The sequence below is a fragment of the Paenibacillus cineris genome, from assembly GCF_018333335.1.
GTDB classification, from domain to species: Bacteria; Bacillota; Bacilli; order Paenibacillales; family Paenibacillaceae; genus Paenibacillus_AQ; species Paenibacillus_AQ favisporus.
The window spans coordinates 1,247,678-1,273,972 of sequence record NZ_BORU01000001.1 but is presented as its reverse complement, the minus strand read 5'-3'; the positions used below and the strand labels follow the sequence as shown (position 1 = coordinate 1,273,972).

General features: G+C 55.0%; 24 protein-coding genes. 4 read left to right on the top strand and 20 right to left on the bottom strand.

The genetic code is table 11. The features are described from left to right. Window positions 1–6: 6 nt before the first annotated feature. The 10 genes from KI379_RS06230 to KI379_RS06185 form a co-directional block, all read right to left on the bottom strand. Window positions 7–453 (bottom strand): hypothetical protein, encoded by a 447-nt coding sequence (locus KI379_RS06230; RefSeq protein ID WP_076168791.1) that lies wholly within the window; start codon window positions 451–453, stop codon window positions 7–9. A 369-nt stretch (window positions 454–822) separates the two neighbouring features. Then, complete coding sequence (locus KI379_RS06225; protein ID WP_212983082.1) at window positions 823–1,551, bottom strand: Crp/Fnr family transcriptional regulator; 729 nt, start codon at window positions 1,549–1,551, stop codon at window positions 823–825. Window positions 1,552–1,848: 297 nt separating this feature from the next. Further along, window positions 1,849–2,586: a pyruvate formate-lyase-activating protein gene (gene pflA, locus KI379_RS06220; RefSeq protein ID WP_212983081.1), complete on the bottom strand. Its 738-nt coding sequence runs from the start codon at window positions 2,584–2,586 to the stop codon at window positions 1,849–1,851. Window positions 2,587–2,659: 73 nt separating this feature from the next. Beyond that, window positions 2,660–4,930 carry a formate C-acetyltransferase gene (gene pflB / locus KI379_RS06215; protein WP_212983080.1) on the bottom strand — a complete coding sequence of 757 codons (2,271 nt, stop codon included), beginning with the start codon at window positions 4,928–4,930 and terminating at the stop codon, window positions 2,660–2,662. 109 nt (window positions 4,931–5,039) lie between these two features. Further along, window positions 5,040–5,663, bottom strand: coding sequence for a molybdenum cofactor guanylyltransferase (mobA, locus tag KI379_RS06210; RefSeq protein ID WP_212983079.1), 624 nt, complete (start codon window positions 5,661–5,663; stop codon window positions 5,040–5,042). A gap of 104 nt (window positions 5,664–5,767) precedes the next feature. After that, window positions 5,768–8,374: a bifunctional acetaldehyde-CoA/alcohol dehydrogenase gene (adhE, locus tag KI379_RS06205; protein ID WP_212983078.1), complete on the bottom strand. Its 2,607-nt coding sequence runs from the start codon at window positions 8,372–8,374 to the stop codon at window positions 5,768–5,770. Between the two features lie 260 nt (window positions 8,375–8,634). Next, complete coding sequence (gene hpf, locus KI379_RS06200) at window positions 8,635–9,180, bottom strand: ribosome hibernation-promoting factor, HPF/YfiA family (RefSeq protein WP_212983077.1); 546 nt, start codon at window positions 9,178–9,180, stop codon at window positions 8,635–8,637. Between the two features lie 145 nt (window positions 9,181–9,325). Beyond that, complete coding sequence (locus tag KI379_RS06195; RefSeq protein WP_089546350.1) at window positions 9,326–9,724, bottom strand: DUF3147 family protein; 399 nt, start codon at window positions 9,722–9,724, stop codon at window positions 9,326–9,328. Window positions 9,725–9,739: 15 nt separating this feature from the next. After that, window positions 9,740–10,102 carry a DUF3147 family protein gene (locus KI379_RS06190; protein WP_089550108.1) on the bottom strand — a complete coding sequence of 121 codons (363 nt, stop codon included), beginning with the start codon at window positions 10,100–10,102 and terminating at the stop codon, window positions 9,740–9,742. 98 nt (window positions 10,103–10,200) lie between these two features. Continuing rightward, on the bottom strand, window positions 10,201–10,518 hold the full coding sequence (locus KI379_RS06185) for a hypothetical protein (protein WP_089546349.1): 318 nt from the start codon (window positions 10,516–10,518) through the stop codon (window positions 10,201–10,203). 330 nt (window positions 10,519–10,848) lie between these two features. Between KI379_RS06185 and KI379_RS06180 the strand changes: the two genes are divergently transcribed. Next, the gene (locus tag KI379_RS06180; protein ID WP_145949335.1) at window positions 10,849–11,127 is read left to right on the top strand and encodes a hypothetical protein; all 279 of its coding nucleotides are present in this window, start codon (window positions 10,849–10,851) and stop codon (window positions 11,125–11,127) included. Window positions 11,128–11,151: 24 nt separating this feature from the next. Here KI379_RS06180 and KI379_RS06175 read toward each other — a convergent pair whose 3' ends face one another. Together KI379_RS06175 and KI379_RS06170 are read right to left on the bottom strand one after the other, a co-directional pair. After that, entirely contained in the window at window positions 11,152–11,331 is a 180-nt protein-coding gene (locus tag KI379_RS06175; RefSeq protein ID WP_089546347.1) for a hypothetical protein, read from the bottom strand. Continuing rightward, the gene (locus tag KI379_RS06170) at window positions 11,328–11,720 is read right to left on the bottom strand and encodes an NIPSNAP family protein (RefSeq protein WP_089550107.1); all 393 of its coding nucleotides are present in this window, start codon (window positions 11,718–11,720) and stop codon (window positions 11,328–11,330) included. Before KI379_RS06170 ends, KI379_RS06175 begins: the two co-directional genes overlap by 4 nt. A 388-nt stretch (window positions 11,721–12,108) precedes the next feature. On the opposite strand from KI379_RS06170, the gene ant(6) reads away from it, so the two are divergent. Beyond that, the gene (ant(6), locus tag KI379_RS06165) at window positions 12,109–12,963 is read left to right on the top strand and encodes an aminoglycoside 6-adenylyltransferase (protein WP_212983076.1); all 855 of its coding nucleotides are present in this window, start codon (window positions 12,109–12,111) and stop codon (window positions 12,961–12,963) included. A 222-nt stretch (window positions 12,964–13,185) separates the two neighbouring features. Beyond that, on the top strand, window positions 13,186–14,499 hold the full coding sequence (locus tag KI379_RS06160; RefSeq protein WP_212983075.1) for an alpha/beta hydrolase family protein: 1,314 nt from the start codon (window positions 13,186–13,188) through the stop codon (window positions 14,497–14,499). Between the two features lie 98 nt (window positions 14,500–14,597). Here the strand turns inward: KI379_RS06160 and mmsB are convergent, their stop codons facing one another. The 6 genes from mmsB to KI379_RS06130 form a co-directional block, all read right to left on the bottom strand. After that, a complete protein-coding gene (mmsB, locus tag KI379_RS06155) occupies window positions 14,598–15,767 on the bottom strand; it encodes a multiple monosaccharide ABC transporter permease (protein ID WP_076168828.1) in 1,170 nt (389 codons plus the stop codon). After that, a complete protein-coding gene (mmsA, locus tag KI379_RS06150) occupies window positions 15,751–17,301 on the bottom strand; it encodes a multiple monosaccharide ABC transporter ATP-binding protein (protein ID WP_212983074.1) in 1,551 nt (516 codons plus the stop codon). Before mmsA ends, mmsB begins: the two co-directional genes overlap by 17 nt. A 50-nt stretch (window positions 17,302–17,351) precedes the next feature. Next, window positions 17,352–18,437 carry a multiple monosaccharide ABC transporter substrate-binding protein gene (chvE, locus tag KI379_RS06145; RefSeq protein ID WP_089546343.1) on the bottom strand — a complete coding sequence of 362 codons (1,086 nt, stop codon included), beginning with the start codon at window positions 18,435–18,437 and terminating at the stop codon, window positions 17,352–17,354. A 279-nt stretch (window positions 18,438–18,716) separates the two neighbouring features. Then, window positions 18,717–19,931: a response regulator gene (locus KI379_RS06140; RefSeq protein WP_212983073.1), complete on the bottom strand. Its 1,215-nt coding sequence runs from the start codon at window positions 19,929–19,931 to the stop codon at window positions 18,717–18,719. Then, window positions 19,928–21,853: a cache domain-containing sensor histidine kinase gene (locus KI379_RS06135; RefSeq protein WP_212983072.1), complete on the bottom strand. Its 1,926-nt coding sequence runs from the start codon at window positions 21,851–21,853 to the stop codon at window positions 19,928–19,930. Before KI379_RS06135 ends, KI379_RS06140 begins: the two co-directional genes overlap by 4 nt. Further along, window positions 21,843–22,850 carry a substrate-binding domain-containing protein gene (locus KI379_RS06130; RefSeq protein ID WP_212983071.1) on the bottom strand — a complete coding sequence of 336 codons (1,008 nt, stop codon included), beginning with the start codon at window positions 22,848–22,850 and terminating at the stop codon, window positions 21,843–21,845. Before KI379_RS06130 ends, KI379_RS06135 begins: the two co-directional genes overlap by 11 nt. A 399-nt stretch (window positions 22,851–23,249) precedes the next feature. Between KI379_RS06130 and KI379_RS06125 the strand changes: the two genes are divergently transcribed. Next, window positions 23,250–23,639, top strand: a complete 390-nt coding sequence (locus KI379_RS06125) for a hypothetical protein (RefSeq protein WP_212983070.1) — start codon at window positions 23,250–23,252, stop codon at window positions 23,637–23,639. 616 nt (window positions 23,640–24,255) lie between these two features. On the opposite strand, the gene KI379_RS06120 is transcribed toward KI379_RS06125, so the two are convergent. Both KI379_RS06120 and melA read right to left on the bottom strand, forming a co-directional pair. Beyond that, window positions 24,256–24,867: a DL-endopeptidase inhibitor IseA family protein gene (locus KI379_RS06120; RefSeq protein WP_212983069.1), complete on the bottom strand. Its 612-nt coding sequence runs from the start codon at window positions 24,865–24,867 to the stop codon at window positions 24,256–24,258. Between the two features lie 69 nt (window positions 24,868–24,936). Further along, window positions 24,937–26,259 carry an alpha-galactosidase gene (gene melA, locus KI379_RS06115; RefSeq protein ID WP_212983068.1) on the bottom strand — a complete coding sequence of 441 codons (1,323 nt, stop codon included), beginning with the start codon at window positions 26,257–26,259 and terminating at the stop codon, window positions 24,937–24,939. Window positions 26,260–26,295 lie beyond the last annotated feature (36 nt).

The window sequence follows — 26,295 nt, the reverse complement described above, 5'->3', positions numbered from 1 at the left end:
ATCATATCATTTCTTGCCGGGTTCAAAGGCGCTTCTTCCGGATAACGCGGACTTGATCCACGCCGTCTCCGTCTTGGCATATGCCCTGCCATCCCGTCTCCCTAGCAATAGAATACCGCTGCTGGCAGTGGAATGGCCAGTGGTTACCGGAAATGCCATACCGGAGAGCAGCTTTTCGGCGAGCATAACCGGACATTCTTCACGCATGAACGGGTTTTCCCCTTCGTGAGCCGTATAAACCGTGCCATGGCGCATCACCATGCCGCCCAAACCAACGCCTGGCTTGATCGTCATCTGCCGCACCCGGACATTGCTGCCCCCCAGGATGCGGTCCCATCCCATTCTGCGGGAGCTGCCGGCCGGCTGCGCATAAGCGATGAAATCGCTTCCGCTTTTCAGGCGAATCCATTCCAGCCGGCGGTCGAATTCGTCGTCTGTCCCTGCCCTTTCCATGCATATCCCCCTCTATCGAGTCGTGCGCTTCATGAACATCGATATTCCTATTTTCCCAATAGTTCTAGTTCTATTGAAAATAGAAACGTCTAGCGACATACATTCTATGAATCCAGACCGTGTTTAGTTGAAGTTTTTTTGCGAGATCAGGATGCTTAGCCTCGTCAGTTTATATTTTCTGATTTCTAATAAAAAGCCCGCTTGTTTGTATGTAAGGGGACCCCCCGATTCCCGCTCAGGGAGCTGCCACCTACATATGCAAAACGGCCAGCTTGGTTTGTAATTTGCGCTACTCCTTACGGAATGCCTGCTGTGCAGCAAAAGGAAGACCAGGCAGCAGCTGCCCGGTCTTCCCCACGCCGGTCCGGATTACATACGGCATATTTCTTTCGGACAGTTCTCGCACCGGCAAATATCCCGCAGATAGTGAAGGTCCTTGATGATAATATGGCCGTCCTCGGTTTCGATCACTTCTTCCTTTTTCAAATCACTCAGCATCCGGTTCACGCTTTCGCGCGTGGCCCCGATCATGTCGGCCATTTCGGAATTGTTGATTTTCAAATCGATATAGACGCCTTCTTCCCGCTCCGTTCCATACGAATTCCCTAGCCGAATCAACAGCGAACAGAGCGCTCCCGTCTTGCCGAACATCATGAGATCGCGGAATTTGGTTTGCGTCAAACGATGCATCAGACCCATCCATTTCATGAACTCAACGGCCAGATCGCCGTGCTGCCAGAGCAGAACCTCCAGGTCTTTGCGCTGAATGACCCCGACCTTGGCATCCTCCATGACCTCGGCGCTGAAGCTGTGCACCGAATCCTGAAACGGATCCATCTGTCCGACCAGATCCCCTTCATGATGCAGGTACAGTGTCAAAGCCCGCCCGCTGTCCGAGGTCTTCGTCGTTCTCACCCGGCCCTCGATGATGAAATACAGCTTGCCGGCCGGATCGCCTTCCCAGAACAGGCAGCTGCCCTTTTCCACGCTGCGCTTATACATGATGCTTTCCAGCTTCTCGAAGCTCTCTTGCGACAGCAGCGGCTCCAAACCCTCCCGGCGATGCTTCGCCTGTGTCCCCGTCACGGTCTGCCCCATCGTTCATTTCCCCTTCCGCACATCTTTGCCTTTATCATAACCCGTCAGGATGGATTAACCTATCGGGGGATGCACTGATTTTTCATAGGGGTGACTCCCCTAGATCCTATGAGAAAAATCACAGCCTAACTCGGTAAGTCGCTTAGGGCAGCCCCGTCAACGGAACGACGCAGCGCTGAGGAAATATCCGGACGGATTCGGATGGAACCGTGGGACAGAGAAGATTCCGGCGAACGATTCGGAAATAGGGCCGGGGCTAAGGGTTGCCGCATCCTGTTCCGGACTCTCTGCTCCCTATTATGGCCGGGACGCCGCAACCCTCCGCGCCGCCTCGATCAGCTCTCTTGCGCGTTCCACCTCGCGGTCCGTTGGCGTAGGCACGCCGTCCAACGCGTACGGGCGGCCTAACTGCTGCCATTTGTATACGCCCATCCGGTGATAGGGCAGCAGCTCGATTCGCTCCACATTGCGCAGGTGTCCGATAAATTCACCCAGCAGCGTCAGATCTCCTGCCTGATCGGTGATGCCCGGAATCAGCACGTGCCTGATCCATACCGGTTTTCCGATGGCGGACAGCCATGCCGCAAATTTCAAGATCCGGTCATTCGGCTGGGAGGTCAGCCGCTCATGCTTCTCGTTGTTCAGCTGCTTCAGATCGAGCAGGACCAGATCCGTATACTGCATCAGCTCGCCTGCATGAGACGGTTCGCAGAAACCCGAGCTGTCGAGCGCCGTATGCAGGCCGAACCGCTCCTTGCAAGCCTTGAACAGCTGCGCCACAAAAGGCGCCTGAAGCGTCGGTTCGCCTCCCGTCACCGTGATGCCGCCACCCGAGCTTTTATAGTAAGGCACATAGGGTTCGATTTCCCGGAGAATCTCCTCGACGGTAACCTGGCGTCCTCCCTTCGTATCCCATGTATCGGGGTTATGGCAAAATTGGCACTGCAGCGCGCAGCCCTGCATGAACAGGACGAAGCGGATGCCCGGTCCGTCCACCGTACCGAAGGTGTCCATGGAATGTATTCTGCCTTTCATGCGGGCCACGCTCCTCTCTTCATGACAACTTTTGATTTCACTGCTTTATTGCTCTGCGAATCGTAACGGCCGTTCAGATCTCTCCGTGGAACGTCCGGCTGATGACATCCAGCTGCTGCTCCCGCGTCAGCTTAATGAAGTTGACCGCATACCCGGATACCCGGATGGTCAGCTGCGGATAGTTCTCCGGATGCTCCATTGCATCCAGCAGCTGCTCGCGGTTAAAGACGTTGACGTTCAGATGATGTCCGCCGCTTGCGGTATAGCCGTCCAGCAGCGCCGCCAGGTTGCTGTGTCTGGCTGCGTCCTCTTTGCCCAGCGCCTTCGGAATGATCGAGAATGTATTGGAAATGCCGTCCAGGCTGTGCTCGTAAGGGATTTTGGCGACCGAAGCCAGCGAAGCGAGCGCGCCTTTGCGGTCGCGTCCATGCATCGGGTTCGCGCCCGGTGCAAACGGCTGCCCGGCCTTGCGGCCGTCCGGCGTGCTGCCCGTCTTCTTGCCGTATACGACGTTTGACGTAATCGTCAGAACCGACATGGTCGGAATGGCGCCGCGGTACGTCTTATGCTTGCGCAGCCGGTTCATGAACCCTTCCGCCAGCTCCACGGCGAGCTGGTCGACACGGTCGTCGTTGTTGCCGTACTGCGGATACTCGCCTTCGATTTCAAAATCGACCGCGATCCCCTTTTCGTTGCGGATCGGGCGAACCTTCGCGTAACGAATGGCGCTCAAGCTGTCGGCCACGACCGACAGGCCGGCGATGCCGCAGGCCATCGTCCGGACAATATCCCGGTCATGAAGGGCCATTTCGATGCGCTCGTAGCAGTATTTGTCATGCATATAATGGATCACGTTCAGCGTGTTGATGTACAATTTCGCCAGCCAATCTTGGATGACGTCGAACTTTGCTTTCACTTCCTCATAGTCCAGCACCTCGGACGTGATCGGCGCGATGGCCGGTCCGACCTGGGCGCCGCTCTTCTCGTCGACGCCGCCGTTGACGGCGTACAAGAGCGCCTTGGCCAGATTGGCCCGGGCTCCGAAGAACTGCATCTGTTTGCCGATCCGCATCGCGGATACGCAGCAGGCGATGCCGTAATCGTCGCCGAAGTGCGGACGCATCAGGTCGTCGTTCTCGTACTGGATCGAACTGGTCTCGGCCGACACTTTGGCGCAGAACTTCTTGAAGTTCTCCGGCAGCTGCGCCGACCACAGCACCGTCAGGTTCGGCTCCGGCGCAGGTCCCAGGTTGTAGAGGGTATGCAGGAAGCGGAAGGAGTTCCGCGTCACGCGCGTTTTGCCGTCAAGCCCCATGCCGCCAACCGACTCGGTCACCCATGTCGGATCGCCGCTGAACAGCTCGTTGTAGTCCGGCGTGCGCAAAAATTTGACGATCCGCAGCTTCATGACGAAATGGTCGACGATTTCCTGCGCCAGGCTCTCCGTCAGCGTACCTTCCACGAGGTCGCGCTCGATATAAATGTCAAGGAAGCTGGATACCCGTCCAAGGCTCATCGCCGCTCCGTTCTGCTCCTTAATGGCTGCCAGATAAGCGAAGTAGAGCCACTGCACCGCCTCTTTGGCGTTCATCGCAGGTCTCGAGATATCATGTCCGTAAGATGCGGCCATCGCCTTCAGCTCGCCGAGGCTTCGGATCTGTTCGGACAGCTCTTCGCGCAGCCGGATCACGTCTTCGCTCATCGCATCGACTTCGAGCTGGAGCAGCTCCTCCTTCTTGCCTTGGATGAGGCGGTCGACACCGTACAGCGCCACGCGGCGGTAGTCGCCGATAATCCGGCCCCGTCCGTAGGCATCCGGAAGGCCCGTGATGATGCCGGCCTTGCGGGCTGCGCGCATCTCGGACGTATAGGCATCGAACACGCCTTGGTTATGCGTCTTGCGCAGATCGGTAAAAATACGCTCCAGTTCCGGGTTCAATTGATACCCGTACGCATTGCAGGCATCGACGACCATCCGGATGCCGCCGAACGGCTGAACGGCACGCTTAAGCGGTGCGTCGGTCTGCAATCCGACGATGGTTTCCTTGTCCTGGTCGATGTATCCCGCTGCATGCGAGGTTATGGTGGAGACCGTGTTCACGTCCACGTCGTGAATGCCGCCCCGCTCCCGCTCTTCCTTTAACAGCTGGCTGACCTGCTTCCACAGATCCAGCGTGTTCTCCGTTGGCGGCGCAAGGAACTGCTCATCGCCCTCATACGGTGTGAGATTGCGCCCGATAAATGAATTGACGTCAATATTTTTCTGCCAGCTGCCTCCCGCAAAACCGCGCCATGCCTCCTCGAATCCAGCCCGGTTCTTTACTTCGCTTTCTTTCATCGCCATGATCAAGCACCTCCGTTTTCTATGCTTTCATGTTACTTTTTTCACAGGTTAAAGACAGTGATTTTTCTCACTCTTTTTACTTTTCTCACCATCTTCGCTGCCGTTATTTTTATTTGAACGATCTAGATGCTTTCCCTTCGTCAGCCAAAAATTCGGTCAGCGCATCTCCCCAAGCATCTTCGAGTGTGCGAACAAAGCCGCCGTCCATGCCTTGATACCCGAAATCCGTTTCCGCAACCATCAGATAACGAAGCTGGCGAACCAGACCATCAGCTTCCGTATGGCCGCTCTCCAGAAACTGCCCAAAATACACGGCGCAGGAGCGATCATAAATACCGTGAAGCGGATGGAGCCTGCCGCCGATCATCGGCAGGACGGCGTCGAGCCCGTCCTCCAGCCTCAGCGCCATCAGCTCAGCGGCGTCGGCCGAGGGATACGGCATGTGGCAGCCGATAATCCACACGGCCCGGTGTTTAGACAGGGAGAGGCCCGCGTGCATGCCGCCAAGCATTCCTTTTCCGACATAATAATCCGTAATGATCCGGATATCCCGGTCCACCTGGCGAAGCAGCGGCCGGGGATCGTCCGTCACGATCGTAATCTCGCCGCAGCACTTCCGCATTTCACGGATCTGCCGCTGCAGCAGCGTTTCTCCTTGAATCATCCGGAATAGGGTAGGTGCGCCTTTCGTAGAACCATGATTGCCGCCTGCCAAAATAACGCCGGACAGCATATGAATCACTCCTTTCCACTGCGATCAACGCACATCACGATTCTGAGACAAGAAGGCTGCCGACGCTTTCGGTCGGCAGCCGGCTGGATCATGCGGTGCAGCTCCTAGAATTTGCCGTAGAAGGCGTTCCGGTAAACGTCCGCCAGTTCACTGACCAGCGGCATCCGCGGGTTGGCCGTCGTGCACTGATCTTCGAACGCACGGTCGGCCAAATAATCCACTTTAGCCTCGAAATCGGCCGGGTCAAAGCCGAGATCCTGGAATTTCTCAGGAATGCCCAGCGACTGGTTCAACTTGCGCACCGCCTCGATCAGGCTGTTGACACCTTCCTCCGTATTCCGGGACGGCAGGCCGAGCATCCGGGCGATTTCCGCATAGCGCAGGTCGGCCACGAAATGGTTGTATTTCGGGAAGGACGCGAACTTCGTCGGTTTCTGCGCATTGTACCGGATGACATGCGGCATCAGGATCGCATTCGTCCGCCCGTGGGCCGTATGGTACTGGCCGCCCCACTTGTGGGCCAGGCTGTGGTTGATGCCGAGGAAGGCGTTGGCAAACGCCATGCCGGCAATCGTCGACGCGTTATGCATCTTCTCCCTGGCCAGCGGATCCGCCGTGTGGAAGGACTTTTCCAGATTTTCAAACACCAGCCGGATCGCATGAAGCGCAAGCCCGTCAGTGTAATCGCTCGCCATGACGGAAACGTACGCCTCGATGGCATGCGTGAGGACGTCCATGCCGGTGTCGGCCACCGCCGTTTTCGGCAGGCTGTACACGAATTCCGGGTCGATGATCGCCACGTCCGGCGTCAGCTCGTAATCGGCGAGCGGATACTTCGTATTCCCTTCCTTCTTGTCCGTGATGACCGCAAAAGAAGTCACTTCCGAGCCGGTGCCCGAAGTGGTCGGGATCGCGACAAACTGTGCCTTTTCGCCAAGCCGCGGATACTTATAGACCCGCTTGCGGATATCCATGAACTTCTGCTTCAGCGAGTGGAAGCTGGTGTCCGGATATTCGTAGAAGAGCCACATCGCCTTGGCCGCATCCATCGGGGAGCCGCCGCCAAGTGCGATAATGCAGTCGGGCTTAAAGCTCTCCATCAGTCTCGTGCCGCGCTCTACCGTCTCGACGGACGGATCTGGCTCCACGTCGGAGAACACTTCGATCGCTACCGGATTGACGCGTTTGCGCAGGTAGTACTCCACCTTCTCGACGTATCCCAGCTTGACCATCATCTCGTCGGTGACGACCAGCACACGGGAAATGTTCGGCATTTTCTCAAGGTACTGCGTCGCGCCCTTCTCAAAATAGACCTTCGGCGGAACCTTGAACCACTGCATGTTGACCGTCCGGTAGGCCACGCGTTTCACGTTGATCAGGTTCACCGACGTGACGTTGGACGTCGTCGAGTTGTGTCCGTACGAACCGCAGCCGAGCGTCAGGGACGGCAGGTTCGTGTTGTAGATGTCGCCGATCGCCCCGTGCGTCGAAGGCGAGTTGACGATCACGCGCCCGGTCTGCAGGCGGTTGGCGAACGCCTGGATGACGGCATCATCGTTCGAATGGATGACGGACGAGTGTCCCATGCCGCCGAATTGGACCACTTCGGCCGCGCGCTCGATGCCCTGCGTCGCCGTCTTGACCTTATAGCAAGCAAGCACCGGGCTCAGCTTCTCTGCAGACAGCGGGAAGGCCGGACCGACGCCCGCCAGCTCGGCCACGAGGATTTTGGTGTCCTGCGGCACCTGAATGCCGGACATTTCGGCGATTTTTACCGCCGGCTGGCCGACGATGACCCCGTTTACCGCGCACTTCTCGCTGTTGATGACCAGCTTGGACACGGCCTCGGTTTCAGCCTTGTTCAGGAAGTAGCAGCCGCTGTCCTTCATCAGCTTCCGGACCTGGTCGTACACCGGCTCCTCGATAATGACGGCCTGCTCGGAAGCGCAGATCATGCCGTTGTCGAACGTCTTTGAGAGAATCAAGTCGGTGACGGCCTGCTTTAAATCCGCAGACTGCTCAATGAAGCAGGGAACGTTGCCCGGTCCGACGCCAAGCGCAGGTTTGCCCGTGCTGTATGCGGATTTCACCATCGCCGAGCCTCCGGTTGCCAGCACGAGCGCCACGTCGGGGTGGTTCATCAGCAGCTGCGTCGCTTCCAGGGACGGCGTTTCAATCCACTGCACGCAGTGCTCCGGCGCGCCGGCCGCGATTCCGGCGTCACGCAGCGTGCGGGCCGCTTCTGCGCTGCACTTTTGGGCGGAAGGGTGGAAGGCAAAGATGATCGGATTGCGCGTCTTCGTTGCGATCAGCGTCTTGAACATGGTCGTGGACGTCGGGTTCGTCACCGGGGTAACACCGGCGATGATGCCGACCGGCTCGGCGACCTTCTTGTAGCTCTCAAACGCGTTCTCCTCGATAACGCCGACCGTCTTGTCATGCTTGATGCTGTGATAGATGTATTCCGTCGCGAATATATTCTTGGTGATTTTGTCCTCGTAGACGCCCCGGCCGGTCTCCTCGACCGCCATCTTCGCGAGCGGCATGTGCCGGTCCAAACCGGCCAGCGCCATCGCCTGTACGATTTCGTCAATTTCCTCTTGATTCATGTTCAGGTACGCTTCCTGCGCCTTCCTGGCGCGGGCAACCAATCGGTTCACTTCTTCTTGGGCGGAGTTCTTTGTTTCCAGCTTGCTTTCTTTAACAGCCATCGTTTTCTCCTCCTTGGAGACCTTTGCCGGTCCCTCATCTCCTTGATGAGTTCATCCTACTGGAACCCCAGGGGGGCTAACTATGACATTACTCACATCGATCTATAAATTTTTTACGGCCCGAAAAATGCGGTGCTTAGGCGCTTTTCCCGAAATTCTATCGTCTAGACAAAAAAATACCGAATGGAGTTATGGCTCTCCATTCGGCGCAAAGGAATAGCAGTTAGGAGTCATCAAGACTTGAAGACAACAAACCTGGCTTAATCAGCAAAGAGGTGCCCGTAAGTGCCGTCCGCCCTGCGGTAAACGACTTCCTCACGGTTGGTATCCCGGTTCAAGAACAGATGGAAGCTGTGGTCCAGCAAATTCATCTGCAGCACGGCCTCCTGCAGATCCACCGGCTTCATCACGAGCCGCTTTTCTTTTGCAATGACAAAGGCTTCCTCCGGCGCTTCCGGTTCCGGCTGTCCGCCGTCCTGAATGCCGGCGCCGACCGCGCGTCCGTGGCTGCGCAGTTTGCGGCGCGCCCGCTCCTTGTACTTGCGGAGCTTGCGGTCCAGCTTATCCGCGGCCTGGTCAATGGCGGCATACATGTCCGCATCCTTCACTTCGACCCGAAAGACCATGCCGTGATAGGGAATGGTAGCTTCAACGACATGCTCCTGTTTCCGGGCCTGCAGCAGCAGGGTGACGTGAATGGTCACCGTCTCGTCAAACCAGGATTGAGCCGAACCGATCTTCTGCTCGGCATACGCCTGGAGTGCCGGTGTCACTTCAAAATGTTTGCCATGAATGTGTGTAGCCATGGGATCTGCCTCCTTCAACGGGAAAGGACTCTTGCATGACTATATTGTAAAACGCCTGGGCACCCTGCGCTGTGAAAAATATCACACCAACACGGAAACGTCATGCGTCCCCGCGCATGACTGATCCATGACGCAAGTCGGCCATTTACACGTGCTTGGTCTGTTTTCGCGGCAGCCGGTGCATGTGCTGGTTTTTTTGCACTTTCTCCCTCACCATGAGCAGCGCAAACGAGCCGGCAAACCAGCCTATAAGTCCCAGCATCAGGCTGGGCCACCAGGCGCCGGTTATTTTCAGGGCATACCAGACCGTCACGACGCAGACAGCACAGCCGGTCATCCCGTATACCGAACCTCTGGCCACCGCGGCCGCCTTTTCCGAGCCCTGGCTGAGGCCCACCATCAGCACGGCGACGACCATCACCGCGGGAAACGCCGCAAAAATACCGCCAAGGGCCTTCCACGGCAGCAAGACCGACGCCACATAGCTCAATACGACCGCCAGGCCGCCCAACACGAACCGAAGCAGCAGCTCCCGTAATTTCATTTCCTGTTTCCCCCTTTACAAGCTGAATAGCACATAGGATATCGTGAACGAAACGAGCAGCCAGCCGCCTACGGACAAGGTCAGCCCCTTCTTCCATCCTTTGCTGGTGCACAAGTAGCCTGCCGCCGCGGCGCACGCCACATTAATCGCCATCCCGATTAAAGCGCCTTGGGACAGATCGATGGAATGGGCGACCAGTTCACGGGAACCGTAATCGAACCTCATCGTCAGCAGCGCTGCCAGAAAAACGGCGGGAAACGCGGCAAAAATGCCGCCGACAGCTCCTCCTGCGCGTTTGGCAATAAGCGATGCCGCCACCACGGCTGCACCTCCCAGAAGGAACCGCAGCAAAATGCCTATCAGCGATAGATGAGCCAGAGCCATGTCCAATCTCCCCCGTCTGTTTTTGTGAAAATAATCACTAACTCAACCGAACCCATCATAGCACAGGGCCGGATCAGGTTCTGTAATCTGCATCACAGCCATGCCCAGGACAGGAATAAAATGCATGTCCATGCCAGCAGCTCTTGAATACGGAAGCTGGCGCCGAAATCGCCGATGCTCTGCCGCGGATCTGCTTCGGGCTGCTCGAGACCGTAGGCCTCCCTTAGCCGCTTCGCTTCCTCATCCGAAAGCTTAGGGGATACAGCCGGACTTGTGACGACGGATATGGGGGGATGTTTCGTAAGTATCGCCCCTTCCCAGGACGATAAACCCGAAGCTAGAACTACACCCGAATTTGCCGGTAACCAAAGGGCGCAAATCAGCATCAAGGCAAAGATTTTTGGGATCATGACAACTCTCCATTTACACAAGGTTAACGTCAGCGACGGCTGCAAGCCGCCATCTTGAAACTATTATAATCGTAGACGAGCTCTGTGGCACACGGATTCTATGAAAAAAATCGAACCCATCAGCTTTACCCCCGAACGGCCGCCGTATTGCCGGCATAAGCACTAAAAAGATCCTTGGCATGATTGCCAGGATCTTTTTATCCACTGCTCCCACGGGGTTTCACAGGTTCAGCAGATTTTCGCTTGTTAAAGGCTTATCGAACTAGAGACAATCCTCATTTCATTGTGGTAACATTTAACAAAAATAGAATCGGAGGAACTCACTAATCTATGCTAAAGTACATCGCTTTACCTATCATCTTTGCCGTTTGTTTTGTTCTGATCCAAACCGGCATTCAGACAGGCCTCGGCATGTATATGACCCAAAAACATACGGCGAACATGATGGCCGCCTATGATCCAAACGGTGCGGAACCCCTGCCGTCCACGGTTGAATTCGGGTCCGACCGGCCGTGGATTACACCGCAAAAAATAACGGTGTGGTTGATCTCTCTCGTGATTTCGGCCGCCGCTGCGTTCCTGTTTCACCGGCTTGTGTTCAAAACATGATGGCGGCCTCGGCCGCGATGACGTTCAGGATCGCGCAATAGAATCGGCAAGCTGATCCTTCATCAAACGCAGCTCTTCATCGTCCGGATCCAGCGCTAACGCCAAATCAACGATGGCCGCGGCTCCGTCCGGTTCGCTCTGATTACAGGCGAGCAGGAAACCGAATAACAACATCGATGCCATCGTTAATGGAAATTTCCTCATGTCGCTCTTTCCTGCTGCCGCCCGGCCGATTCTGAATCCGCCAATCCGTCATGTTCAACCGTAGATAACAGCTCTTCATTTCGGACCTCTAATAGATACTCCTTATACACGCGGTCCCTGCCGCCATGCTGGTCGTACCAGTTCTGTATCCGCTGTACGTGTTCCTTGTCGCTTCTTATTTTAGCCTCAATTTCTTCATACTGATCGCGGCTGTCATATTCCCAAATCGCAAAAATTTCGGTTGTGAATTCATCACGAGGCACCATCCATCTTCCGATCAGGCGGGTGCCGTGCTTCATTTGATTCGGTAAATTGGTTTCATTAAAATGGCGGTTGAAAACGTCCACAAATTCATTTTTCACAATGTAAAATTTTCTGCGGTAAAACATCCGTTCACTTCCTTCCAGATTATTCAACCCAAACTTTTCGATCCTCAAAATACTGAAATTCGATCCAAAGCCGATCATACTACTTTTTTAGCTCTTCTCGCTGCAAACTGTCTCGTAATAAGGCCATTCTCTCGCCTCCTTCGACTCGTCTATTATTATAAACGCCTACCGGAGTGCAAACGTTATGTTTTTTGCTGTGGCATGCCTTTTATTTATGGTAAAATAAAACATTATCGTTCAAGAAACGGAGGGCCATGACTTATGGAAAAGCGGCTGGATAAGTTATAACGTGCCTCAGGCCGAGAGTGCTGTTCCCTTCGGATTCGCGGACCGCCTTCCTTCAAGGATGACAATGCAGAACTAGAATATGGGGGAGGTTGAGGGCAAAATGCGAAGTGAGCAAGAAATGATGAAGCTGCTTTTGGATTATGCAAAACACGATGACCGGGTTCGATTGGTGACCCTGGAAGGATCGCGCACCAACACAAATATCCCTTCGGATGCATTCCAGGATTACGACATTTCTTATTTTGTAACCGAGATGGATTCGTTCAAGGAGCATGACGGGTGGCTAGATTTTTTGGGAAACCGCATCATGATGCAAAAACCTGAGGATATGGAGCTGTTTCCGCCGGAACTGGGCAATTGGTTTTCCTATCTAATTCACCTGGAAGACGGCAATAAAGTCGACTTGACCCTGATTCCATTCAATGAGGTGGAGAACTATTTCACCCAAAGCGACGGTTTGGTCGAGGTGTTGCTGGATAAGGATGCTCTCATTACAAATGAGGTGATCGCGGATGACCGCCAGTATTGGATTAAGAAGCCTACGGCCAGGGAGTTCGATGATTGCTGCAATGAGTTCTGGATGGGATCAACTTACGTGGTCAAAGGATTGGCGCGAAAAGAAATCCTGTTTGCCATCGACCACTTGAACGAGATCGCCCGGCCCAATTTGCTGAGAATGATGGCCTGGCAAATTGGCTTAGAGCACGGGTTTACCTTTAGCGTAGGAAAAAATTATAAATTTATCGACCGTTACCTTCCCGATGAAGATTGGGAGACTCTGCTGTCAACCTACGCGGAGAACGGGTACGAGCACATGTGGAGGTCTTTATTCACTTGTTATGAGCTTTTCAGAAAATATTCCAAAACGGTGTCTAGCCGTCTCGGATATTCGTATCCCGATTACGATGAAGCCATTTCAAAGTATACGGAAAATGTTTATTCTGCAATAAAGTAACCGACCCGTCCCTGAATCATTACACCCCGTAAATTTAATGTTGGAACCCCTTAGGATGGACTGTCTGATCCTAGGGGGTGTTTTTTCTGTTCGGCGGGCAAATGACAAGCACACCGTGACAAAAGCGTAAGGTTGGCCATGCGCTTTGTAAGCCGCGATTCATGTTCGCTTTTGTAGAATGGGATAGGCAAGACTTATTCCATAATTGGAGGTTCTAAACGTATGCTTATCGAAAGCAAAGCCCGAAGAGGCTGCTCGGCGCAAAGAGGGAGGCTTGTCCTGCGCCTCACCCTAGGTATCCTCCTGGCTGGCGGATTGACGTCCTTGATCCCCACATCGTATGCCGAATCGGCGGTTCCCGCTTCCTCTCCGCCTCAAACAGCCCCGATCGTATTCAGCTTACCGGAACCGACCGGAGCATATTCGGTGGGCACAACGGAGATGCATCTGATCGACAGGGGCAGACCCGATCCTTGGGTGACCGGAAAAACGCGGGAACTTATGATCAGCATCTGGTATCCAGCCCGGCAAAAGACCACCAGTTCCTCTCTCGCTCCTTATATGCAGCCCGGGGCGGCCGCCCATTACGAAAAATCCACCCTGATCCCTGCCGGTATAAGTCCTGGGGCCATCCAGTGGGAACAAGTCAGGACGCATGGTATGCTCGCTGCCCCGGTGGCAAATCCCCATAGCCGATACCCCGTCGTGTTATACTCCCCGGGAAGCGGCGTCCCCCGGACGGCCGGCACGATCGCAGCCGAGGAGCTCGCCAGTCAAGGGTATGTCGTCGTCACGATCGACCACACGTACGACGCATCCGAGGTGGAATTTCCAGGCGGAAGGGTGGAAGTGCAGGCATTGCCGAAGCTAAGCGAAGAAACCATCATGAAGCTTATGGCCGTAAGGGAACTGGACATCCGGTTTGTCCTTGATCAGCTGGCGGTCCTTCGGACAGGCGGGAATCCCGACGCAGCACAGCGCCCGCTCCCTAACGGGCTAGGTAAGGCGATGGATCTGTCGCATATCGGCATTTTCGGCCATTCCGCCGGAGGAGCCGCCGCCTTGCAGACGATGTATGATGACCGCCGCATCGATGCAGGCATCCTGATGGACGGAACGCTCGGCTACTTGCCGGATGCCCTGCTCCCTGTCGCGGAGGAAGGCCTGGATCGCCCATTGATGCTGATGGGGTCCGGTTATTATCAAGAACAAGGGCCCGATTCGCATGTAACCAGACCGGATTGGAAGTCATTGTGGACGCATTCAACCGGCTGGAAGCTGGACGTCAGCGCCCCGAAAGGCATGCATTTTACATTCACGGATTACCCGGCGATACTGCCTCAGCTCAAAGAGAAACTAGGCTTGCCAAGCGCAGTCGTGCAGGAGGCCATCGGCACGATGGAACCGGCGCAGGCTGTATCAGCCCAACGAGCGTACGTTACGGCTTTCTTCAACCTGCATTTGCGGCATATGTCATCCGAGCTGCTCGAAAACCGTTTAACGAAGTATCCGGATATACACATGATCCAAGATTAAATATAGAAAAAGACCAAGAGTCCGCAAAAACTGCGGACTCTTGATCTTCAAGTGCCTTATATTTCAATGGAAAATGATCTGTTGTCAAAGTAAAACTATTATTTCAGAAAAGTCACTTTCTTCTTATTATATATATCGAAGGCTACGGCCGCCAACAGGACAAGACCCTTAATCCCCTGCTGCCAGTCAACCCCCAGACCGATGAGCGACATCCCGTTATTGAGCACGCCCATGACGAGGCCGCCGATAATGGCGCCGAAGACCGTTCCGATGCCGCCCGTCGCCGATGCCCCGCCGATGAAGCTTGCGGCGATCGCGTCCAGCTCAAAGTTGGTGCCGGCTCTAGGCGTGGCCGCGTTCAGGCGTGCCGCAAAGATGAGGCCCGAGATGGCGGCCAGCACGCCCATGTTGACGAAGACCCAGAACGTCACCTTTTTCGTCTTCACGCCGGACAGGTCCGCCGCTTTTTCGTTGCCGCCGAGAGCGTAAATATGGCGTCCCATCACGGTTTTGTTCATGACGAACGAGTAGATAATAATGAGCACCAGCAGCAGAATCAGAATGTTCGGCAGCCCGGCGTAGATCGCAAGCATAAAGGTAAATGCGTTGATGATGGCCGCAATGACGACGAGCTTCAGGATGAACAGTCCGCCCGAAACCACTTCAAAGTTATACTTCTTTTGCGCTCTGCGGTCGCGAAGCTCGTTGACGATATAGATGACGGTGAATAGAATACCCGCCAGCACCGCCACGATATTCGTTCCGGCACTGCCGAAATCCGGAATGAAGCCGGAGCTGATCTTCTGAAATCCGTTCGGAAACGGCGCGATGGACTGCCCTTTCAGCACGATCATCGTTAGACCGCGGAACAGCAGCATGCCGGCCAGCGTGACGATAAACGCCGGGATTTTTACATAAGCGACCCAAAAGCCCTGCCAAGCGCCGATCAGCGCACCGACTACCAGGGAGGCGATAACGGCGACAACCGGATGCCAGTGCAGGTCAACCATCATAATGGCGGCCACCGCACCGACGAACGCGGCGATCGAGCCGACCGACAGGTCGATATGCCCTGTAATAATGACCAGCACCATCCCGATCGCCAGGACGAGAATGTAGCTGTTTTGCAAAATCAGATTGGTAATGTTAATCGGCTTGAGCAGCAGGCCGCCCGTAATCATTTCAAACAAAATCATGATGACGACAAGGGCGATGATCATCCCGTACTGCCGGATATTATTTTTAAACAATTTAACCAACGTTTCCATGCTTGGCCCCTCCAGTCTTGGTCATATATCTCATCAGCGTCTCCTGCGAAGCTTCTTCACGGCTCACTTCGCCTGTGATCCGGCCAGCGTTCATCACATAAATGCGGTCACAGATCCCTAGAATTTCCGGGAGCTCGGAAGAAATAACGAGGACGCCTTTGCCCTCATCGGCCAGCTGATTAATAATCGTATAAATTTCGTATTTGGCCCCCACGTCGATTCCGCGCGTCGGTTCATCGAGAATGAGGATATCCGGCTCGGAAAAAATCCATTTGCTCAGCACCACCTTCTGCTGGTTGCCTCCGCTGAGATTCCCCGTTTTCTGCAAAATGTTCGGCGTCTTGATCTTCAGCTTCTTCCGCATTTCCTCCGCCACCAGAACCTCCTGCTTATCGTCGATCACCGTGCCCTTAGCCAGCTTGGGCAGCCCCGTCAGCGAAATGTTGCGCTTGATATCGTCGATCAGGATCAGGCCGTAATGCTTGCGGTCCTCTGTCACGTACGCAAAGCCGTTGTCGATCGCCTGCGTGATCGTGTTGTTCTGGATCGGCTTTCCGTCCTTGATCAGCGTCCCGGAAATGTTGCGCCCATAAGCTTTGCCGAAAATGCTCATCGCCAGCTCCGTCCGCCCGGCCCCCATCAGCCCGGCAATGCCGACGATCTCCCCGCGCCGGATATGAAGATTGATCTGATCCAGCATTTTGCGGTCGCTCCGCTGTTCGTCGTACACGGTCCAGTCCTTGACCTCCAGAATCGTATCGCCGATCTTCGGCGTGCGCTCCGGATAACGGTTCGTTAAGTCCCGTCCGACCATGCCGCGGATAATCCGGTCCTCGTTCACGTCCCCCCCCTTCATGTCAAGCGTCTCGATCGTTTGGCCGTCGCGCAAAATCGTGATCGAATCGGATACTTTCGACACCTCGTTCAGCTTGTGGGAGATGAGAATACAGGAGATGCCCTGCCGCTTGAATTCCAGCATCAGCTGGAGCAGGTTTTCGCTGTCGTCCTCGTTCAGGGCCGCGGTCGGCTCATCCAGGATGAGCAGCTTGACCTTTTTGGAGAGCGCTTTCGCAATTTCAACCAGCTGCTGCTTGCCGACCCCGATATTGCCCACCGGCGTGTTCGGGTTTTCCTTCAGTCCGACTTTGTCCAGCAGCTCTTTCGCTCCCGTGATCGTTTCATTCCAGTTCATGATGCCGCGGCTTGACCGTTCATTGCCGAGGAATATATTTTCTGCAATCGACAGATACGGGATCAGCGCGAGCTCCTGGTGGATGATAACGATGCCGAGCTCCTCGCTGTGCTTGATATTTTTAAATTCGCAGGTTTTCCCTTTGAATAAAATCTCTCCGTCATAGGTACCGTGCGGATAGACCCCGCTCAGCACCTTCATCAGCGTCGATTTGCCCGCCCCGTTCTCCCCGCACAGGGAGTGAATTTCGCCTTCCCGGATTTTAAGGTTCACGTTGCTCAGCGCCTTGACGCCGGGAAACTCCTTCGTAATGTTCCGCATTTCCAAAATGTATTCCGACATGTGAGCTTCACCTTCCCCTCGCTTCGCTTATGTTGATTCCGAACTTCGGACTACTTCAGGCCGATTTCCGCCTTGGTGTAGTAACCGGATTCCACCATCTCTTTCTCGACGTTCGTCGCATCGACCGATACCGGCGGCAGCAGATAAGCCGGCACGACTTGGATGCCATTATCGTAAGACTTCGTATCGTTGACTTCCGCCTTCTGGCCCTTCAGGATGCTCTCAGCCATCTTGACCGCCTGCTCCGCCAGCTTGCGGGTGTCTTTGAACACCGTCTGCGTCTGCTCCCCGGCGACGATGGACTTGATGGAAGCAAGCTCCCCGTCCTGGCCGGTGATGATCGGCATCGGCTTTTTGGCCGTACCGTAGCCGACACCCTTCAGCGAAGAAATGATCCCGATGCTGATGCCGTCGTACGGCGACAGCACCGCGTCCAGGTTCGCGTTCGAATAGTTCGCGCTGAGCAGGTTATCCATCCGGGATTGCGCCAAGGCGCCGTCCCAGCGGAGGGTCGCAATCTGCGCCATCGTCGTCTGCTTGCTGCGGACGACCAGCTTGCCGGAGTCGATATACGGCTTCAAAATGGACATTGCGCCGTCGTAGAAGAAATAGGAGTTGTTGTCGTCCGGCGACCCGCCGAACAGCTCAATATTGAAGGGGCCTTTGCCTTCTTTAAGACCGAGCTTCTGCTCGATGTAAGAAGCCTGAAGCACGCCGACTTTGAAATTGTCGAACGTCGCGTAGTAGGACAGATACGGCGTGTTCCGGATCAGCCGGTCATAGGAGATGACTTTAATCCCCTGATCATGCGCTTTCTTGATGACGTCGGTCAGCGTGTTTCCGTCAATCGAGGCGACGACAATGACGTCAACCCCCTTGGTAATCATGTTCTCGATTTGCGAAATCTGGTTCTCGACCACATCCTCCGCAAACTGCAAATCGGTCTTGTAGCCTTTTTCCTGGAACAGCCGCTCCATGTTTTTGCCGTCGTTCACCCAGCGCTCGGACGATTTGGTCGGCATCGCCAGCCCGACATAGCCCTTGCTTTTATCACCGGCTCCGCTCTCGGCCAGATTGCAGGCCGTCAGGGCCATCAGCATCGCGACCATCAGGAGCGCTAACATTGCTTTCTTCATCGGTACGTTCTCCTTTCCGGTATGCCCAAGGTCGAGAGCGCTTACATCCAATGGATCGTAAAGCCTCTCTGTACTTCAAAGGATACATGCTGACCCGCGCCGGGGTCTTTCCACGGATCGAACCTTTTTTATAAATTTCAAACCTTTGTTGGGATCGTTGCCGGTGGGGCATGCCAGGGTAAGACGCGGGGATGGCTATTATTGAGCATAAAAAAAACGACCGAAAAATTTCGATCGTCGGTCGTTAGGTTTATATTGATGCCGCCTGCTCCCTGGCCACTACACTTCCTGATACGCGTCGCCGCGCCGGTACCGGTTGGGAGAGACGCCCATCACCTTCTTGAACGCTGTGCTGAAGTAATGCTGGCTGTCGTAGCCGACCTGCTCGGCAATTTCGTAGATGGTCAGGTTCGTCGCGTTCAGCAGCTGGATCGCTTTGCGGATCCTCGTCTGCGTCAGGAAGCCGACGAAGGAAGTCCCCAGCTCCTTTTTCAGCATCCGGCTCAAATAAACCGGCGATACCTGCAGGCTCTCCGCAAACGACTCCAGCGTAAGTTCGGGCCGGTCGTAATTGTCGTGGATGAGCTGCCGGGCCCGCCGCACCAGCGGGGACAGCTGCGCGTCCCGGAACACCGCCTCCCGGCAGGCGTCATACGCGGCCGCCATAGCACCCGGGCCTTCCGGCACCGCCTCGATCTGGCAGTGGACGGTGATTTTCAAATATTGCTGCACCGCCGATTCAATATTCGCTGCCATTTCCAGCGGCGCGTTATTCCACAAGCAGATGCCGATCAATTCCGTATGCTCGCGGAATACCTGATGGGGCGTATCCTGCAGCAGCTCCGAGACGATGTTCTCGATCGCGAACAAATACAGCTGTCTCTCGCTCTCTTTCATCAGCGTCTGGTTTGAGGCCGTCTCCGGCCATCTGACAATCCCCAGCTCTACCGGGAAACCGGCAGGCAGGCCGAGAAATTCCAGCTGCTCAAGCGCATTACCGTCATCCACCAGCCCCTGAATCCACTCCTGGCAGAAGCGCTGCCGCAGGAGCGGGATGTTCCGCTCAATCTGCTCCGAGGCCTGCTTCAAATAGTGGATCTGCACCTGCTGCTCATCAAGCTCTTGCTTGACACTCTGCAGCACCTCTTGCAAATGGCCGCTGTTGACCGGCTTCAAAATATAATCCTTGACGCCGAGGCGGATCGCTTCCTGCGCGTAGGCAAATTCGTCATGCCCGGTAATGATGACAAACCGGCACGCCGGGCGTTCGGCCTTCAGCCGCTTCATCAGCGTCAAGCCGTCCATGATCGGCATGTTCATGTCGACCAGAACGATGTCGACCGCTCCGCGCAGGGCGAACTCAAGCGCTTCCTCCCCGTCTTCCGCTTCGCCGGCGACCTCCATACCAAGCGTCTCCCAATCCACCGAATCCATGATGCCTTCCCGGATAATCTGTTCATCGTCCGCAATCAGTACCTGATATCGCTTCTTCATTCACGATCTCTCCCATCTTGTACACGTTGCGCCGGGACTGTATGCAGCAGCGGATGCTCGATCATCACGCTCGTGCCCGTGCCTTCCGTACTCTCGATGCTAATTCCGTATTTTTCCCCAAAAGTCAGCGCAAGCCGCGCCTGGACGTTCAGCATGCCGTAGCTGCGGCTGGCCGGTCCACCTTCTTCCGGTGGATGATCCATGGCCACCAAAGGATCTTGAAGCTGGCGGCGGAGCGCATCCAGCCGCTCCTGGGACATCCCCGCCCCGTTGTCCTTAACAATGAGGCGCAGGACACCGCCCTCCATCTCAGCGGATACCCGTATGATGCCCGGTCCTCGGCGTGCCTTAATGCCATGATAGATGGCATTTTCAACGATTGGCTGAAGCACAAGCTTTAGAACGTACAGCCCTTCCGCCTCCTTGGGCAGATCCAGCTCGTAGGTGAGCCGGTCCCGGTAGCGAGTCTTTTGAATCTGCAAATAGCTGGAGATATGCGTCCATTCGTCGGTCATCGGAATGATGTCATCCCCTTTGCTGAGCCCGATCCGGAACAGCCTGGACAGCGACTCCACCATATCGGACACATCGTCGGCCCCTTTTTTCTTAGCCATCCAATGGATCGTATCCAAGGTATTGTATAAAAAATGCGGCTTGATATGCGCCTGCAGGCTGCGCAGCTCCGCTTCGCGCTTCTGCCGTTCCCGAAGCTCGCTCAGCTTCAGCAGCTTGCGGATTTCGGCCAGCATCCGGTTAAAGCTGCGCCCCAGCATACCAACCTCGTCCTGCCTTCCGCCCCAATAGCGGATCGTCAAATCCCCGGATTCGGCCTTCTGCATAAAGGCCATCAGCTGGCGGATCGGCCGGGACACGGACTGCGACAGCGTATACGAGGCCGTCAAGCCGAACATGCAGACGACAAACAGGAAGCAGATGACGTAGAAGCGGATCTCCCGCACTTCGCGGACCGCTTCGCCGCTGTCGAACACGCCGATGGTCCGCCAGCCTGTAAAAGACGAGGTGCCGTAAATAAACTGCAGCCGCCTGCCGTCGACCTCATGCCTGAACATGCCGCTGTCTTCCCGGGGAATCCAGGATGAAGGAATGTCCCGAACCAACGGTTCGTCCGGGGTGTAAATGGCCGAGCCGCCGGCATCGGTTACCATCAAATACCCGTTTTTACCGAGGGTGACGTTCCGGACCGTGCTGGCCACCGCCCGCAGTTTCAGGTCGATCAGCACGGCTCCGGTGACTTTACGCGTATCCGGATCGACAAAGGACCGCACGACCGAGATCAGCTCATCGTTGGCATAATGCACATGCGTCGTGACGTTTCGCTCAGAAGGATGCCCCAGCACTGTAAAAATCCCTTCGTGTCCTGCAGCCTCCTCGTACCACGAATCCCGGGTCAAATTGGCCGGCGTCCGGGCATACATTTCGTTGCTGATGTAATCGCCGTTGTGGTTCACGACCAGGATGGCGGCAATTTCCGGATACAGCGTCGTGAAGCCCTGCAGATACTTCTTCAAGGCGTACACTTCCCCGTTTTGGTCATTAATCTGCGGGCGCTGCGCTTGTCCGGCAACTCCACCGGGGGCACCCGCCCCTTCAGCGGCGATCTGCCCATTCAGGAACCGGTTGATGGCCGGGTCAAAGCCGATCAAATACGTAATGTTCTGCAAGTTTTCGATATCGTTATCAAGCGTCTGATTGACTTTGCCGATGAGCTGCACCGTGTTCGCCGTGACCTGCCCGTCGACGATCCGGTTGACCGTCCAGTTGACCAATGCGCCGAGCGCAATCGACGGAAGGATGCCTACCATCAGAAAAAGGATAATCAGCTTGTACCGCAGAGGCAGATCGCCGAACCGGGTCCACTGCAGCAGACGCTGCCGCCAATTGTTACGCAGTTTATTTCGCATAATAATCCTTCACATTCTCGCGGGTAACGATCGTAATGCCGGTATCCACCCGCGGTGGCAGCGGGGATACGTCGTTGCCCAGCGTCGGTGCGGGAACGGTCAGCCCGTGATGAAGATGGAATAAATACTGCAGCGACCAGTAGCCCATATTCCACGTCCCCTGCGCGATCGTCGCTGAAATCGTGCCGTCGGATATCCGGTCCAGCGTCTCTTTATTGGTATCAAACCCGATGATCTTCACCTTCCCGGTCCGATTCGCTGCGATCACCGCGTCGGCCGCTCCGGTGCCGCCGCTGGCTTCCGTCACGAAAATGCCTTTAAGGTCCGGATGCTTGCCCAGCATGTCCGCGGCCGCGGCTTTGGCGATCATAGCGTCGCCTTTTCCTTCCTTCACCTCAACCACCGACATGGCCGGATACCGGCTCGCGATCGTTTCCTTGAACCCTGATGTGCGGTCGCTGTGGTTTTGCTGGCCGGACTGCGTGATGATGCCGACCTCGCCCTGCCGGCCGACGATTTGCGCCATTTTATCGGCAGCCGCCACACCCGCATCGTAGTTATAGGTCGCAAGAAAAGAGTACGCCTCGCTGTCCGGGGCGTCCGAGTCGAACAGGACGACGGGAATGCCCGCGTCCACCGCTTTGTTGATCGTCGCGGTCAAAGCGTCGGAATCGATAGCCGACAGCGCGATGCCGGCAGGCTTTTTGGCAATGACCTGCTCAAGGACGGTGATCTGCTCCTGCACGTCGTACTGGGTGGCTCCGTGGTATTCGACGGACACGCCGAGGGCGTCGCCTCCATCCTCGAAGCCTTTCACAATATTTTTCCAATATTCCATTCCGGATTGGAAGGTCACCATCACATAGTTCTCCCCGATGCTGCCGTGAAGCCCGCCGTCCGGCCATGCAGAAGAACGCTTGTCATCCATCCGGTACATAAATACATAGACGCCAAACGCAATGATTAGTACCAGGTAAACCATCATCATCTTCTTCATCTGCGTTTCCCCTTGTCACAGTCTGCTGAACTCTATGGAATCGGTTACATTATAGCACAAGGCAAACTTTTGGGAAGCGCAAGAACTTGCCAATATCCGATTCACTCTCCTGCAGCACCACCTTTTACTGTCCATCGGCGAACCCTTGATGCTCCCCTGATTTCACCGGAATGGCCAATAGATATTGGGGGAAGCTCATGAGCTTTCCGTTGTTTTTTATCTCTAAAGTGAAACCGATCCGGGAAGCAACACGTAAAATCTTTAGGTACGGTTATAGAATCTTTAAGGTTTTCCTCAGGTTTGCTGTCTATAATGACCTTAGGCTGAAGATCTCACATACCCCATACCTGTTCACACAAATGACCCGTAACAAAATACATGAAAAGAGGATTTTTAACCATGAATATAAAGCGAGTGATGATTGTCGGAACGATGGTCGTGATCATGTCCTTTGGAAGCACCGCGTTAAGCGCCTCCATCACAAGCGCAAGCCCGGCCGCCAAATGGGCCGCTACCGGCGTAAAGGATAAAGACGAACTGCTGGAAGCTCTCCATCAGGACTCCGACGAGGAACTGTATGAAGCGCTGTATGAGGGCAAGTCCCTGCATAACATCGCTGCTGACCGAGGAGCTGACATCCAGAGAGTCATCGATCTGCAAGTATCGCAGCTGACCCGCCAGCTGGATGAGCGCCTGCGCAAAGGGAGCATTAGCGCAGATCAATATTCGGCGCACAAGGCTGAACTAAGGGAAATCGTCGAACGAAGCGTCCATACTTCATTCGGGTAACTGGAGGTACATACGACCGTCCAACGTTTTGATGGTCATCCGGGCGCTCCGATACGGATCCGGCGTTCACACATGGAGGATCACATGATTCTCCACGGCCAACGGAAACAGAATGCTCGAACGAATTTCAAACGAAAACGGATAACGAAATTTGTAAACCAGCCTGGACGCGTTGTCCAGGCTGGTTTTTTGATAAGAAAAACGTCTATCGACGTACCTTCAAAGAAGACAGACCGCTTCTAGAGGAGGTTTTTCTTGCGAGATCAGGAAGCAGAAGCTCCGAAACTTATACGTTCTGATCTCTTAAGAAAAACGTCTATCGACGTACCTTCAAACAAGACAGACCGCTTCTAGAGGAAGTTTTTCTTGCGAGATCAGGAAGCAGAAGCTCCGAAACTTATACTTTTCTGATTTCTTAAGAAAAACATCTATCGACGTACCTTCAAAGAAGACAGACCGCTTCTAGAGGAGGTTTTTCTTGCGAGATCAGGAAGCAGAAGCTCCGAAACTTATACGTTCTGATCTCTTAAATAAAGACCCCGCCGGCGCCCGGCAGGGTCTTTCGTCTGTTTCCTCTTCCCTCAATGCATATGGAACTTCGAGAGCAGGGAGCCTTCTAAAAAATCGCATGCGGGGCGGTGCCCACTCTCCAAAATTGCCCGACTTTCTCAAACTTGACCGTCACGTAGGCCGGGCCCTGAAGATGCTCCGGGTAAGGAACGCTCAGCTTATACACGCGCTGCGTATCCGTCATGCTGAGCAGTTTGGCCGTCGCCTTGTCGAATTCCAGAATGTTGCCGCCATCGGCGTTGAGCTGGGCCAAACGACCATCATGAGAAATGAAATATTTGTCCACAAAATAGGCCGCTGCCTTTTCCGTATATACGGACTTCAAATAATTCATCAGCTTCTCCCGGGTTCCGATATCATCGGATAAGTACCGGTACTGCCGGCCATCCACCTCGAATGTGTCCCCTAATCCCTTGCCGCCGCCCAGGGCATAAAAATACCGCTTTTCGGCTTCTATGATTAATGGCGTCACGCTGGTATGGTTCAGCTTGCTGATCTTGGTCGCGTCGGTCACGACGACCTTCTCTACCGTTTGTGCCGGCACCTGCGCCGGAGCAGCCGTGCTCCCCGCCGGAGCCGCTCCGACCGCAGCAGCCAGCAGGCTTGCTCCCATCAAACCGGTTGCTAGTGTAAATCCAATTTTTCGATTAAGTTTCATCTTGTATGATCGCCTCCACCCTGTTAAACGAATTCAGGATGGAAAAAGTTTCATCCAGGAAACGATAAGTTATGATTTGAAATGTTTAAACTGCGGCAAATATTCGCGATTGGCTTCAAACATCTCATCAACCATCGATTTGATCTCAGCCAGGCTGAGGACCGCGGAAGTCAGCGGATCGAAGCATACCGCATGGAATACTTTCCGCGGATCGCCCGTAAGCGCGCCTTCCACAGCCATTTCTTCGCAGCGGGCGCTTATATTGGTCAGGGCCGCTAACTGATCCGGCAGCGCTCCCACATGAATCGGCTCCAGCCCTCGTTTCGAAGCCAATACCGGGACCTCAACGCAGCAGCCGTCAGGCAAATTATCGATCAAGCCATGATTACGGACGTTGCCATTGAATTTAAACAAAGTGCCATCCCCAATCGTGGCGTTAAAGATATACGCCGCGTACTCTTCGCCACGCTTCAATTCGACAGGCTCATTCATCCAGCGCTGCATCTGTTCCTTCCAGCTGCCCTGCCTCTGTTCGTAGCCTTTGATAATATACGCGTATTCACCGGGATTCCAGCCCGTGCCGTTCGTGCAGTACTTTTCAATCAAATCCGGCCGCTTTCTGAACCAGGCATTGTATTCAGAGTTATGGCCGCTGGATTCGGTGACGTAATAATCCAGGTGAAGGAACATTTCATTTCGGACCTGCTCCTCGTTGTAAATGTCCGGGTGATTCACCGCCTCCCGGATGAGCGGATACGCGTCTTGCCCGTTCCAGCGAAAATCCAGGTAGAACGCCTGATGATTGATGCCTGCACAGAGATACGTAATCTCCTCTTTAGGCGCCCCGATCCACCTGGCCAGCATCGATGCCGTTCCCTGCACGCTGTGGCACAGACCTGTCACGGTCACGTTCGTCTCGCTCTGCATCGCCCTGCACAGCATCGCCATTGGATTCGTATAATTCAGAAATACCGCCTGCGGACAGTATCGCTCGATATCGCGGCAAATGTCCAGCATCACCGGAATCGTGCGGAGCGCCCTGAATATGCCGGATGGCCCGCGCGTATCTCCGACATTAATGTCCACGCCGTACTGTTTCGGAATTTCGATGTCTTTCCGCCATACGTCCAGGCTTCCCGCCAAGATCGTGCTGACGACTCCGTCCGCGCCGTCGAGCGCTCTGGTCCTGTCGGTATGCGCCTCAACTTTCGCCGGATAGCCTCCGGCCGAAATGATTTTCTCCACCGTCTTCTTCGCAAATCCGAGACGCTCCTCGTCAATGTCAACCAAAGCGATGATGCTGTCAGCGAGCGCAGGGAACGTAAGCAGGTCGCGAACGAGGTTTTTCGTGAACACGAGACTGCCTGCCCCGATAAATACGATCTTCTTCACTGCCGAATTCCTCCCTTTGATCAAGCTGCATGCGGC

What these genes read in the sequence shown, in the direction of transcription:
- KI379_RS06130 (WP_212983071.1), bottom strand. Translation starts at nt 22,850, where the DNA reads ATGAAGAAGATGATGATGGTTTACCTGGTACTAATCATTGCGTTTGGC.
- pflA (WP_212983081.1), bottom strand. Translation starts at nt 2,586, where the DNA reads ATGAAAGGCAGAATACATTCCATGGACACCTTCGGTACGGTGGACGGA.
- KI379_RS06180 (WP_145949335.1), top strand. Translation starts at nt 10,849, where the DNA reads ATGCTAAAGTACATCGCTTTACCTATCATCTTTGCCGTTTGTTTTGTT.
- pflB (WP_212983080.1), bottom strand. Translation starts at nt 4,930, where the DNA reads ATGGCGATGAAAGAAAGCGAAGTAAAGAACCGGGCTGGATTCGAGGAG.
- KI379_RS06140 (WP_212983073.1), bottom strand. Translation starts at nt 19,931, where the DNA reads ATGAAGAAGCGATATCAGGTACTGATTGCGGACGATGAACAGATTATC.
- KI379_RS06135 (WP_212983072.1), bottom strand. Translation starts at nt 21,853, where the DNA reads ATGCGAAATAAACTGCGTAACAATTGGCGGCAGCGTCTGCTGCAGTGG.
- adhE (WP_212983078.1), bottom strand. Translation starts at nt 8,374, where the DNA reads ATGGCTGTTAAAGAAAGCAAGCTGGAAACAAAGAACTCCGCCCAAGAA.
- hpf (WP_212983077.1), bottom strand. Translation starts at nt 9,180, where the DNA reads ATGGCTACACACATTCATGGCAAACATTTTGAAGTGACACCGGCACTC.
- KI379_RS06175 (WP_089546347.1), bottom strand. Translation starts at nt 11,331, where the DNA reads ATGAGGAAATTTCCATTAACGATGGCATCGATGTTGTTATTCGGTTTC.
- KI379_RS06195 (WP_089546350.1), bottom strand. Translation starts at nt 9,724, where the DNA reads ATGAAATTACGGGAGCTGCTGCTTCGGTTCGTGTTGGGCGGCCTGGCG.
- KI379_RS06225 (WP_212983082.1), bottom strand. Translation starts at nt 1,551, where the DNA reads ATGGGGCAGACCGTGACGGGGACACAGGCGAAGCATCGCCGGGAGGGT.
- KI379_RS06230 (WP_076168791.1), bottom strand. Translation starts at nt 453, where the DNA reads ATGGAAAGGGCAGGGACAGACGACGAATTCGACCGCCGGCTGGAATGG.
- mmsA (WP_212983074.1), bottom strand. Translation starts at nt 17,301, where the DNA reads ATGTCGGAATACATTTTGGAAATGCGGAACATTACGAAGGAGTTTCCC.
- KI379_RS06125 (WP_212983070.1), top strand. Translation starts at nt 23,250, where the DNA reads ATGAATATAAAGCGAGTGATGATTGTCGGAACGATGGTCGTGATCATG.
- mobA (WP_212983079.1), bottom strand. Translation starts at nt 5,663, where the DNA reads ATGCTGTCCGGCGTTATTTTGGCAGGCGGCAATCATGGTTCTACGAAA.
- mmsB (WP_076168828.1), bottom strand. Translation starts at nt 15,767, where the DNA reads ATGGAAACGTTGGTTAAATTGTTTAAAAATAATATCCGGCAGTACGGG.
- KI379_RS06160 (WP_212983075.1), top strand. Translation starts at nt 13,186, where the DNA reads ATGCTTATCGAAAGCAAAGCCCGAAGAGGCTGCTCGGCGCAAAGAGGG.
- KI379_RS06170 (WP_089550107.1), bottom strand. Translation starts at nt 11,720, where the DNA reads ATGTTTTACCGCAGAAAATTTTACATTGTGAAAAATGAATTTGTGGAC.
- KI379_RS06120 (WP_212983069.1), bottom strand. Translation starts at nt 24,867, where the DNA reads ATGAAACTTAATCGAAAAATTGGATTTACACTAGCAACCGGTTTGATG.
- chvE (WP_089546343.1), bottom strand. Translation starts at nt 18,437, where the DNA reads ATGAAGAAAGCAATGTTAGCGCTCCTGATGGTCGCGATGCTGATGGCC.
- KI379_RS06185 (WP_089546349.1), bottom strand. Translation starts at nt 10,518, where the DNA reads ATGATCCCAAAAATCTTTGCCTTGATGCTGATTTGCGCCCTTTGGTTA.